The following is an 11,206-nucleotide window of genomic DNA, read 5'->3' on the forward strand; positions in this document are numbered from 1 at the left end:
GCAGGACCTGCGGGGCGCGTTCGAGACCCTGCGGCGGCACGGCAAGGCCGTCGTCGTCTCCGAGCCGGTCGGCTGGGAGTACGAGGCGGCGGCCGTGCTGTGGGAGCTGGCGCACGGCCCGGCGGTCCGCTTCGACGACGTGCCCGGCTACCGGGTCCCGCTGGTCGGCAACCTGCTCAACACCCGCGACAAGCTCGCCTGCGTGCTCGGCGTGGACGACGAGCGGCTCGGCGAGGTGCTCGCCGCCGCCCTCGACACCCCGGTCCCGCCGGCGGTCCTCGACGAGGGCCCCTGCCAGGAGGTCGTCGTCACCGACGGCATCGACCTGACCGCGCTGCTGCCGATCCCGGCGATCAGCGAGCGCGACGGCGGCCGGTACCTCTCCGCCGGCGTGCTGCTGTGCGCCCCGCCCGGCGGCGGCCGGCAGAACCTCGCCATCGCCCGGCTCCAGGTGCAGGGCCCGGACCGGCTCGGCGTCAACTTCGCGCCCACCCACTCCTGGCAGTTCCTGCAGGAGTGGTGGGCGCGCGGCGAGCCGATGCCGGTGGCGGTCGCGCTCGGCTGCCACCCCGCCGTCGTGGCCGCCTCGCAGCTGCTCGTGCCGTTCGACGAGGCGCACGCCGCCGGGGCGCTGCTCGGCGAGCCGCTGCGGATGGTCCGCGGCCGCACGGTCGACGTCCTCGTCCCGGCCGAGGCCGAGATCGTCGTCGAGGCGCTGCTGCACCCGGGCGACCGCGCCCCGGAGGGTCCGTTCGGCGAGTTTCCCGGCCTGTACGCGCCGATGCGTGACAACCCCGTGCTGCGGGTCACCGCGGTCACCCACCGGCGCGACCCGTGGCTGACGATGATCGTCGGCGGCAACCACCCCGAGCACCTCGTCACCGGCGCCGTCGCGCGCGAGGCGACGCTGCTGCGGGCGGTCCGCGCGGTCGTGCCGAGCACCCGCCGCGTCGTGCTCACCGAGGCCGGCAGCTGCCGCTTCCATGCGGTCATCGCGATCGAGCAGCGCAACCCGGGCGAGGCCCGCCTGGCGATGCTGGCCGCGTTCACCGCGCAGGACCTCATCAAGCACGTCACCGTCGTCGACGACGACATCGACCCGGCCGACCCCCGGCAGGTCGAGTGGGCGGTCGCGACCCGGATGCGGGCCCATGAGGACCTGCTGGTGGTGCCCGGCATGAAGTCCAACCCGGTCGACCCGATGTCCGTCGGCCGGACCATCTCCAAGCTCGGCATCGACGCGACCCGCCCGCTGGGCGCCGACCCGGAGCGCGCGGTCATCGCCGACGTGCCGGCCGGTGCCCGCGAGCGGGTCCGCGCCCGCTGGTCCGAGCTGTTCCCCGAGTCAGGTGCCCCATGATCGATCCGCAGATCGTCCGGGACCGGATCGCACCGCGCATCCTGGTCGCCGGGGAGCCGGTCGCCGGCCTGCGCCACGCGCCGACGCTCGACCCGTCGACCGGTGCCGCGCTGGCCGACGTGCCGGTCGCGGACGCCGCCACCGTCGACCGCGCCGTGCGGGCCGCCGCGGCCGCCCAGCCCGCCTGGCGCGACCTCGGCGTGCCGGGCCGCCGCCGGCTGCTGGAGGCGCTCGGCGCCGCCGTCCGCGAGCACCGCCACGAGCTGGCGATGCTCGACGCGCTGGACGGCGGCAACCCGTACCCGGCGATGCTGTCCGACGTCGAGCGCTGCCTGCACCAGTTCGTCACCTGGCCGGCCGTGGCCGGGATGACCGGCGGCGCCACGATCCCGATCGACCCGCGGGACCTGCACTTCACCGAGTACGAACCGTTCGGTGTGGTGGCCCGCATCGTGGCGTACAACCACCCGGCGTACTTCGCGATCAAGGCGATGCTGCCCCCGCTGGTGATGGGCAACGCCGTGGTGCTCAAGCCGGCCGAGCAGACGCCGCTGTCGGCGCTGCGGCTGGCCGAGATCGCCCAGGCGGTGCTGCCGCCGGGCGTGTTCACCGTCGTCACCGGCGGTGCCGAGGCCGGCGCCGCGCTGGTCGGCCACCCGCTGGTGCGGCGCATCGGCTTCACCGGCAGCGTCGCCACCGGCCTGGCGATCCAGCGGGCCGCGGCGGCCGGCTCGGTCAAGCACGTGTCGCTGGAGCTCGGCGGCAAGAACGCGATGATCGTGTTCCCCGACGCGCCGGTCGAGGCCGTCGCTGACGCCGTCGTGGCCGGCATGAACCTCGACAGCTGCGCCGGGCAGTCGTGCGGCTCCACGTCGCGGGTCTTCATCCACGAGGACGTCCACGACGCCGTGGTGGACGCCGTGGCGCAGCGCATCGCCCGTTTCGTGCCGGGCGTGGCCTATGACGGCGGCACCGCCATGGGCCCGCTCGTCTCCGCCGCCCACCGCGACCGGGTGGCCGGCTACGTCGCCGCCGGTCGCGGCGAGGGCGCCCGGATCGTCGCCTCGGGCACGGATCCCTGCCTGCCCGGCGGGTTCTTCCAGCCGCCGGTCCTGTTCGACCGGGTCGAGCCGCACATGCGCATCGCCCGTGAGGAGATCTTCGGCCCCGTCGTGTCCGTCCTGCGCTGGTCCTCGGTGGACACGGTGCTGGCGCAGGCCAACGCGGTCGAGTACGGCCTCACCGGCGCGGTGTGGACCAACGACCTGCAGCAGGCGATGCGGGTGGTCCGCGGCCTGCACGCCGGCTACGTCTGGGTCAACGACGTGAGCCGGCACTACTGGGGTCAGCCGTTCGGCGGTGTCAAGGACAGCGGCCTCGGCCGCGAGGAGACGCTGGACGAGCTGCGGACGTACGCCGAGGTGAAGGCGGTCAACATGAGGACCCGCTGGTGATCACATTGTTGCGCGGCCCGGTCGGGACGCTGCCGCTCGTCGAGCGCTGGATCTCCGTCGACGACCCGGCCGACGGGCTGGCCCTGGTGCCGCACGAGTCCGTCGCCGGTGGCCGGCGGTGCGAGGTGCGCGCCGACTCCGGCCCGGCCACCCCCGGCGCCTACCTGCTGATGGTGAGTTTCGCGGTGCCGCCGTCGGGGCTGGCCCAGTTCGACGACTGGTACGACACCGAGCACGCCCCGCTGCTGCTGGCCGCCCCGTCGTGGCTGCGCGTGCGTCGCCTGCTCGCCCGTGACGTCCCGCCGGGTGAGCGCAACTGTTTCGTGCTGCACGAGCTGGCCGACCTGCAGGTCCTCGACGGCCCTGAGCGCGCCGCCGCCCAGCGCGGTCCGAAGCGGGCGGAGGTGGCGGCCCTGCCCTGGTACGCCAGCTCCCGCCGCTGGACGTTCACCCCGCTGCGGTAGCCGGCGCTCCGGTCACCCACTGAGGGTCACGGCGCCGGCATCCCCGGCCGGCGCCGCCGCGGCAGCGCCGGGAGCGGCGGGTCAGAAGTCGCGGAGCAGGAAGCCGGCGTCGGTGCGGCGGTCGGGGATGCCCGACTCGCGCAGGGCGTGCCAGACCGTGGCGGCGTTCATGGCGATCGTGGGGACACCCAGCCAGTGCTCGGCCTCGGCGGCCAGTGTCACCGCGCCCAGGTTGGTGCCGGCCACTACGATGGCGTCGGGACTGTGTGTCGCCAGGACACGCAGCCCGGCGATGACCTGGTCGGGGGTGGTCGCGGCGATGTCGGTGGCGGAGGTGCGGCGTAGGCCCTTGACGTGCACCACGTCGAAGCCGGACTCCTGGAGGTACTGACTGGTCAACCGGTCCGACTCGGGCTGGTATGGCGTCAGCACGGCGATGCGCGTCGCGCCGATGCACTGCAGGCCGGCGATGACCGCGGCCGGGCCGGTGGTGACAGGCAGGCCGGTCTTCTGGGCGATGCCGTCGACGAACTCGGCGCCGCCCTTGACGCCGCGCCGCATCACCTCGGCCGACATGGCGATGACGATGCGGTCGGGGGCCAGGGTGAGCACGTCGCGCAGGGCCACGTCGAACGAGGCCTCCATCTGGTCGAGCAGGGTCTTGGCGTCGGCGTCGGAGGCCATCGACGGTTTGCTGATGTATGCGCGTCCGGCGTGGAAGGTCACATCGGACGGGCAGAGCATGGCAAGGTCATGCTCGACCATGACGTTCGTCGAAGGAATGATGACGCCCCACTTATTGCGGATGGCTGTCGGAAGTACCATGGTCATCAGCATAATAAGCCTGGGTACTTATTCCTAGTGTGATACTTGAGGCTCTAACGGGCCCGGTGAAGGGAACGCACGTGAACGAGACCGAGATCGCGCTGGCTGCCTGGGTGCAGAACGGTCAGGAGAAGGTCACCGATCAGAAGACGTACGTGCAGGCCGTCGCCATCGCCCGCTACGTGATCCGCAAGGTCATCCGCATCGTCGACGACGCCGCCCGCGACCACGGGTTCGACCCGCTGGCGCACCAGGCGCTGATCCAGATCTTCGGCGTGATGGACGAGCCGCTGACGGTCAGCCAGCTGGCGGAGCGTCTCGACGTGGTCCCGGCGTTCGCCTCGCGCCTCGTCCGCGACCTGGAGCGGCGCGGACTGGTCGAGCGGCAGCGCACCGACCAGGACAAGCGGATGACCCGCGTGGTCGCCACCGCCGAAGTCGCCCCGGTGCTTGCCGAGATCAACGAGCAGGTCCAGGCGCACGTGGCACTGTTCCACCGCCAACTGTCGGACGACCAGCGCCAAGCGGCACTGGTGGTGCTGGCGTTCTTCGTAGGGATCAAGTCCGGATCGCCGGTGGGCGAGAGCCTGCGGGCCGGCCTGCAGCTGGGGCCGGCCGACGAGGCGGCGGCGAAGCCCGGCCGCACCGCGCGGGCGGCGACGTCTGCCTGAACCACCCCGCCCAGCGAGGTTGTGACCGACCCGTCCTGGACTCGACGCCCTCAAGTAGTTAACCTCACTTAAGCACTGTAGTTGAGTGTTGGGGGTTGGGCCGTGCTCGCATCAACGTTCGCCGATCATGTGCTGCGCACCTGCGCCGCGCCGGTCGACGCCGCCGCACTGGCAGCTGCGAAGGCGGCCATAGGGCCGTCCGGCGCGCCGCCCGCGCCGGCGCTGCACCGGATCGCGGCACAGGCGCCGTACGGCCCGGACACCACGGACCCGCTCACCACCGCCCTGCTGGCCGCGGCCCTGCCTGAGGATTGGCACCGCCAGGACCGGTCCGCCGAGCCGGCGGCGTGGGCGTGGCGGGTGTGCGCGGCGGCGGCCGCCGGGATGGAGGCGTCCCGGCCGGCCGCCGCCCGCGACCCCGCCGGCGCCGGATGCGATCCCGCCCTGGCCGTGCTCATCGGCGCGGAGCTGGCCGTGCGGCTCGCCGCCGCCCTCGGGGCCCGCCACGCGGCCGTCTGGGACCCGGCGGGCAGCGCCGGCGTGCTCGGGGCGGCCGTGACGGCATGCCTTGCCGGCGGGGCCACGCACGGCCGGCTGACCACGGCGCTGTGCATCGCGGCCAGCCTCACCGGTGGCCACCGGGTGCACGACGCGACGCCGCTGGGCGACCTGACACCCGGATTCGCCGCCGCCGCAGGCGTGCTCGCCGCGGCACTGGCCGGCCACGGCGTCACGGCCTCACCGACCGCCCTGGAAGGGCCACGCGGGCTGCTGTTCACCTACGGCGACCGGGCCGCCGCGGCCACCCTGCTGGAGGGCTTCGGCACCGTCTGGACCGTCCTGGCGCCCCAGCGCCACACGACCCCGGCGGCTGCTGAACCCGTACCCAGCCAACCCGGCACCGGTACGGATCTCGCGGCGCGGCTGGCCGCCTTCGCCAGCGGGCTCGACCTCGACACAGTGCCCGACAGCGCCCGCCACGCCGGGCGGCGCGCCCTGGCCAACGTCATCGGCCTCGCCGTCGACGCCGCCAGCCACCCCGCCGTGCTGGCCGTCGCCGACACCCTGCGCGACCTCGGGCTGCGCGGCGACGTGCCGGTCGCCGGGCGCGGCGAGACCGTGTCGGGATACGCGGCGGCGCTGCTCATGGGGTACGCCATGCACGTCGAGGACTTCGACGACACGCACCTGCGCACCGTGCTGCACCCCGGCGCCCCGGTCGTCGGCGCCGCCCTCGCCGCCGCGGCCGTCGTGGCCGCCGACGGCCGGGACGTGCTCGCCGGCGTGGTGGCCGGGATCGAGGTCGGCAGCCGGGTCGGCATCGCGCTCGGGCCCGGGCACTTCGACCGCGGCTGGCACGTGACCGGCACCGCCGGGCACGTCGGCGCGGCCGCGGCCGCCGCCCGGGTGCTGCGACTGGACGCCGAGCAGACCCGGCACGCCCTGGCGATCGCCGGCGCGCTCGCCGCCGGCGTCACCGAGCAGCTCGGCTCGATGACGAAGGCGCTGCACGTCGGCCGGTCGGCCGCCGACGGGCTGCAGGCGGCGCTGCTGGCCCGCGCCGGGCTGACCGGTGCCGCCGACCCGTTCGGCGCGCCCGCAGGCCTCGCCGCCGCGCTCGCGCCCGCCTACGACCCTGCCGCCGCGCTGGAGCGCCTCGGCGAGGAGTGGGAGGTGGAACAGAACGCCTTCAAGCCGTACAGCTGCGGCATCGTCTCCCACCCGGTGATCGACGCGGCGATCGCGGCGCGGGACGCCGGACTGCCGACCGCGGACATCGAACGGGTCGTGGTGACGGTCCGGCCGGTGGTGCTGGAGGTGATGGGCGTGCGCGAGCCGGTCAACGGGCTGCAGAGCAAGTTCTCGGTGTACCACTGTTTCGCGGTCGGGATGCTCGACGGCGGGGCAGGCCCGGCGCAGTACACCGACGCGCGGGCGAGCGACCCGCAGGTGGTCGGCCTGCGGCGCAAGGTCGAGGCGGTCACCGACCCGGCGATGCCGAAGGACGCGTGCCGCGTCCAGGTGTGGCTGCCCGGCGGCGTCACCCACACGTTCACCGTCCAGCACGCCACCGGCAGCGTCGCCGCGCCGATGACCGACGCCCAGTTGGAGGCCAAGTTCCGGCTGCTGACCGCGCCGGTGCTCGGCGACGACGGCGCCGCGCGGCGCTGGCGGGCCGCGATGAGCGTCGACGGCCCCGGCGACGAGCTGCTTGAGCTGGTCCGGGCATGATGCCGCAGATCCTCGGCACCCTCGCCGAGAAGGTGCAGCCGGCACACACCGCCCTCGTGCTCGTCGACATGTGCAACGACTTCCTCGACCCGCGGGGCAAGACCGCCACCCGCGGCGGCCGGTCCCTCGACCACGGCCGGCGGGTGATCCCGGCGATGCGCCGGCTGCTGGCCGCGGCGCGGGCGGCCGGGGTGTTCGTGGTGCACGCGCAGCACACCACCCTGCCCGGGCACGCCAGCGACTCCGGCCCGTGGCTGGACGCGCGGTCGCGGGCCACGTTCTCCGTCACCGACCTGTGCGTGCAGGGCAGCTGGGGGCAGCGCGTCATCGACGAGCTCGCCCCCGAGGACGGCGACGTGGTCGTGCAGAAGTACCGCTACAGCGCCTTCGCCGGCACCAACCTGGACCTGCTGCTGCGCTCCGCCGGGGTGCGCACGGTGATCTGCGCCGGCGTCTCCACCAACGTGTGCGTCGAGGCGACCGCCCGCGAGGCGTTCAGCGCGGACTACTACGTCGTACTGCCCGAGGACGCCTGCGGCTCGTGGTCGGTGCCGCTGCACGAGGCCGCGCTGGAGACGGCCCGGCACCGCTACGCCACCGTCTGCACCACCGACGAGCTCGCCGGGCTCTGGAAGGACGCCTGATGGACCTGCAACTCGCCGGCCGTCTTGTCGCCGTCACCGGCGCCGGGGCGGGCATCGGCCGGGCCGCCGCCCTGCAACTGGCCGCCGAGGGCGCCCGGCTCGTCCTGGCCTCCCGCGACCCCGGCCGGCTCGAGGCGCTCGCCGCGCAGGCCCGCAGGGACGGCGCACCCGAGGTCACCGTCGTCGCCGCCGACCTGACCACGACCGAGGGCACGGCCGCGCTGGCCGCGGCGGCGGCCCGCCAAGCGCCGCTGTGGGGGCTGCTCGCCTGCGTCGGATCGACCCCGATCGGCACGTTCGACGAGATCGACGACGACGCCTGGCAGACGGCGTTCACCACGAAATTTCTGGCCTCGGTACGGGCGATGCGCGCGGCCGCGGCGCTGATGCGCGACGGCGGAGGCGGACGCATCGTGCTCGTCGCCGGCAACGCGGCCCGCGACGCGCCGCCCGGCATGGTCACCTCGACCGCCGTCAACGCCGCCCTCGACGGCCTCGTCGCCAGCGCAGGCCGCTTCTTCGCGCCGCACGGCATCGGTGTCGCCGGGCTGCACCCCGGCCCGACCCGCACCGGCCGGTACGCGGCGCTGCTGGCCCACCGCGCGGCCACCGCCGGCGTCGACGAGGCCACCGCGGCGGCGACCCTCGACGCCCAGATTCCCGCCGGCCATCCGGCCGAGCCCGGGGACGTCGCCGCGGCGGCCGCGTACCTGCTGTCGCCACGGGCCGCGCACATCGTGGCCACCAGCATCACCGTCGACGGCGGCCAGACCCGATAGGAGCATCGTCGCGATGACGTGGATACCGCACCGGCTGCCGGCGCAGCTGCCCCGGCTGGCCGGCCCGGACGGCGCCGACCTGGTGGTCATGCCGATCCTCAACGTGGAGTCGTGGCCCTTCGACCGGCCGATGCCACGCAAGCTGCTCACCGCCCCGCACGGCCGCGACAACGTGCCCGACGTGCCGAACTTCAGCTGGGTCGACTACGGCCTGCGGGCCGGCGTCGAGCGGCTCGTGGACGGCTTCGCCGGGCGTGGCCTGCCGGTCGGGCTGAGCGTCAACGCGGCCATCCACACCGACTATCCGGCCGTGTTCGAGCTGCTGCTCGCCACCGGCTGGGAGTTCATCGCGCACGGCGTGCGCCAGGAGGCGGTGACCGGCGCCCCCGACGAGCGCGTCGTGATCCAGGAGTCGCTGGACCTGCTCACCGCGAGCACCGGCCGGCGCCCGCGCGGCTGGATGGGGCCCGGCCTGGCCGAGACCGTTCACACCCCGCAGGTGCTGGCCGAGCTCGGCGTGCGCTACGTGCTCGACTGGGCGGTCGCGGACCATCCGCTGTGGATGACCACCGCGCCGCCGCTGCTGGCCCTGCCGTACAACCTGGAGCTCAACGACAGCGTGGTGGTCGCGGTGGAGCACCAGCCGATGCCGGAGTACGTGCGGCGGGTCCGGGACACCGTCGCGGTCCTCAAGGCCGAGGCCCGGGCCGAGCACGGCGCCCGGGTCCTGGCCCTGCCGATGCACCCGCACCTGCTGGGCGTGCCGCACCGCGTCGGCGGCTTCTTCGGCGTCGTGGAGGAACTCGCCGCCGACCCGTCGGTCACCTTCGCGGACCCGGGCACCGTGGCCGACTGGTTCACCGCCCAGGTCCCGGCAGCAGCGGAGGCAACGGCGTGAGCGGCGTTGCGTTCGCTGACCGGATCGCGCGCGCCACGGGTGTGCTGTTCGTGCCCGGCGGCCGGCCCGAGCGCTTCGACCGCGCGGCCGGCACCGGCGCCCCCGTCGTCATCGACCTCGAGGACGCGGTCGCGCCGCCGGACAAGGCTGCGGCCCGTTCGGCGGCGCTCGCCTGGCTGGCCGCCGGCAACCGGGCCGCGGTACGCATCAACGCCATCGGCACCGAGTGGCACGACGACGACGTCGCCGCACTGTCCACCGTGGACTCCGCGGTCATGCTGCCGAAGGCCGAGGACCCGGCGGCGATCGAGGCCCTCACCGGCCGGCTGGGCCGTTCGCCGGTCGTGATCGCGCTCGTGGAGACCGCGGCCGGGGTGCTCGACGCGGCCCGGATCGCCCGCGTCCCCGGGGTGGCCCGGCTGGCGTTCGGCCACCTCGATCTCGCCGCTCAGCTCGGCGTCGACCCCGCCGACCGGGCGGCGCTGGCCACCTGCCGGCACACGCTGGTCCTGGCGAGTGCGGCGGCGGGCCTGCCCGGCCCGATCGACGGCGTCACCACCGACCTGTCCGACGACGCGCTGCTGGCCGGCGACGTCACCTATGCCCGCAGCCTCGGCTTCACCGGCAAACTGTGCATCCACCCGCGGCAGGTCCCGCTCGTCGCCGCCGCGTTCCGCCCGTCGGCGCAGGAGACGGCCTGGGCGGCCAGGATCGTCGCGGCGGCCGCCGACGGCGGGGCGGTCGTGACCGTGGACGGCCGCATGGTCGACCGGCCGGTCGTCGAACGGGCCCGCCGGCTGCTGGAGCGAGGAGGAGTCGATGGCTGAGGTGCTGGTGCAGGCCGGCCCGGTGCAGGCACTGGCCGCGCTGTTCGACACCGGGCTGCCCGCGCCCGGACCCGGTGACCCGCTGCCGCCGCTGTGGCACTGGGCCGCGCTGCCGGCGTGGCCGCCGGCCGGGCAGACCGGACCCGACGGGCACCCGCGGCACGTGACGCCGCCGCATCCGCCGGGTTTCCCGCGCCGCATGTTCGCCGGCGGCACCGTGCGCCTGCTCGCCCCGATCACCGTCGGCTCGACCGTCGATCGCACCGTCGAGGTCCTCTCCACCACCCCGAAGTCCGGCCGCCAGGGCGAGTTCGTCCTGTCCACGGTGCAGACCCGGCTCACCCGTGCCGACGGCGTGCTGGCCGTGGTCGAGACGCAGGACATCGTGTACCGGCCGGCCTCGCCCCCGAGCTCCGTAACGCCGGTGCTGCCGGAGGCGTCCTCGGTCGACGCGCTGCTGACGCCGGACGGGCCGGGGGAGTGGCTGCTGCGCACCGACCCGGTGCGGCTCATGCGGTTCAGCGCCGCGACCGCCAACGGCCACCGCATCCACTACGACCTGGCCTACGCCATGGGGGTGGAGGGATACCCGGGGCTCGTCGTGCACGGGCCGCTGATGACCCTGGCGCTGCTGGAGACCGTCCGCCTGCGCGGCGCCGGTCCGGTGCGCGAGGTGACCCACCGCAACGTGCGGCCGCTGTTCTGCGGCCAGGAGGCCCGCATCACCGGCACCGACGAGCTGTCACTGTCCACCGTGGACGGTGTACACGTGACCGCCCGCGTCGTCAGCGGACCCCGTACTCCTTGAGCAGTCCGCGGCTGATGATGGTCTTCTGGATCTCGCTGGTGCCTTCGCCGATGAGCAGGAACGGTGCCTCGCGCATGAGGCGTTCGATCTCGTACTCCTTGGAGTAGCCGTAGCCGCCGTGGATGCGGAAGGACTCCTGGACGACCTCGGCGCAGTACTCGCTGGCCAGGAGTTTGGCCATGCCGGCCTCGACGTCGTTGCGCTGCCCGGCGTCCTTGAGCCGGGCGGCGTTGACCATCAGCGC

12 protein-coding genes are annotated in these 11,206 nt (G+C 74.6%); 10 read left to right on the forward strand and 2 right to left on the reverse strand.

Features of this window, described 5'->3' with window-relative positions; translation table 11 throughout:
- The 3 genes from AB0H83_RS50860 to AB0H83_RS50870 form a co-directional block, all read left to right on the forward strand.
- Positions 1–1,360, forward strand: a 1,360-nt coding sequence (locus AB0H83_RS50860) for a UbiD family decarboxylase (protein WP_360110963.1), incomplete at its 5' end; no start/stop codon positions are given.
- Positions 1,357–2,814, forward strand: a complete 1,458-nt coding sequence (locus AB0H83_RS50865) for an aldehyde dehydrogenase family protein (RefSeq protein ID WP_360110966.1) — start codon at positions 1,357–1,359, stop codon at positions 2,812–2,814. The genes AB0H83_RS50860 and AB0H83_RS50865, both read left to right, overlap by 4 nt.
- Positions 2,811–3,278, forward strand: coding sequence for a hypothetical protein (locus AB0H83_RS50870; RefSeq protein WP_360110969.1), 468 nt, complete (start codon positions 2,811–2,813; stop codon positions 3,276–3,278). Before AB0H83_RS50865 ends, AB0H83_RS50870 begins: the two co-directional genes overlap by 4 nt.
- 81 nt (positions 3,279–3,359) lie before the next feature.
- Here AB0H83_RS50870 and AB0H83_RS50875 read toward each other — a convergent pair whose 3' ends face one another.
- On the reverse strand, positions 3,360–4,103 hold the full coding sequence (locus AB0H83_RS50875; protein ID WP_360110972.1) for an arylmalonate decarboxylase: 744 nt from the start codon (positions 4,101–4,103) through the stop codon (positions 3,360–3,362).
- An 80-nt stretch (positions 4,104–4,183) separates the two neighbouring features.
- Here AB0H83_RS50875 and AB0H83_RS50880 point away from each other — a divergent pair, with 80 nt between their 5' ends.
- From AB0H83_RS50880 to AB0H83_RS50910, 7 genes are all read left to right on the forward strand, one after another.
- Entirely contained in the window at positions 4,184–4,774 is a 591-nt protein-coding gene (locus AB0H83_RS50880) for a MarR family transcriptional regulator (RefSeq protein ID WP_360110975.1), read from the forward strand.
- A 102-nt stretch (positions 4,775–4,876) separates the two neighbouring features.
- The gene (locus AB0H83_RS50885) at positions 4,877–7,006 is read left to right on the forward strand and encodes an MmgE/PrpD family protein (RefSeq protein WP_360110978.1); all 2,130 of its coding nucleotides are present in this window, start codon (positions 4,877–4,879) and stop codon (positions 7,004–7,006) included.
- Entirely contained in the window at positions 7,003–7,650 is a 648-nt protein-coding gene (locus tag AB0H83_RS50890) for a cysteine hydrolase family protein (protein ID WP_360110981.1), read from the forward strand. Before AB0H83_RS50885 ends, AB0H83_RS50890 begins: the two co-directional genes overlap by 4 nt.
- Positions 7,650–8,429 (forward strand): SDR family NAD(P)-dependent oxidoreductase, encoded by a 780-nt coding sequence (locus AB0H83_RS50895; RefSeq protein WP_360110984.1) that lies wholly within the window; start codon positions 7,650–7,652, stop codon positions 8,427–8,429. Before AB0H83_RS50890 ends, AB0H83_RS50895 begins: the two co-directional genes overlap by 1 nt.
- Before the next feature lie 13 nt (positions 8,430–8,442).
- Entirely contained in the window at positions 8,443–9,327 is an 885-nt protein-coding gene (locus tag AB0H83_RS50900; protein WP_360110987.1) for a hypothetical protein, read from the forward strand.
- Positions 9,324–10,154, forward strand: a complete 831-nt coding sequence (locus AB0H83_RS50905) for a CoA ester lyase (protein ID WP_360110990.1) — start codon at positions 9,324–9,326, stop codon at positions 10,152–10,154. The genes AB0H83_RS50900 and AB0H83_RS50905 overlap by 4 nt, the downstream gene beginning before the upstream one ends.
- Positions 10,147–10,962, forward strand: coding sequence for a hypothetical protein (locus AB0H83_RS50910; RefSeq protein ID WP_360110993.1), 816 nt, complete (start codon positions 10,147–10,149; stop codon positions 10,960–10,962). The genes AB0H83_RS50905 and AB0H83_RS50910 overlap by 8 nt, the downstream gene beginning before the upstream one ends.
- On the opposite strand, the gene AB0H83_RS50915 is transcribed toward AB0H83_RS50910, so the two are convergent.
- Positions 10,940–11,206, reverse strand: a 267-nt coding sequence (locus AB0H83_RS50915; protein WP_360110996.1) for an acyl-CoA dehydrogenase family protein, incomplete at its 5' end; no start/stop codon positions are given. The genes AB0H83_RS50910 and AB0H83_RS50915 overlap by 23 nt on opposite strands.

The sequence above is a fragment of the Dactylosporangium sp. NPDC050688 genome (assembly GCF_040654515.1).
GTDB lineage: Bacteria > Actinomycetota > Actinomycetes > Mycobacteriales > Micromonosporaceae > Dactylosporangium.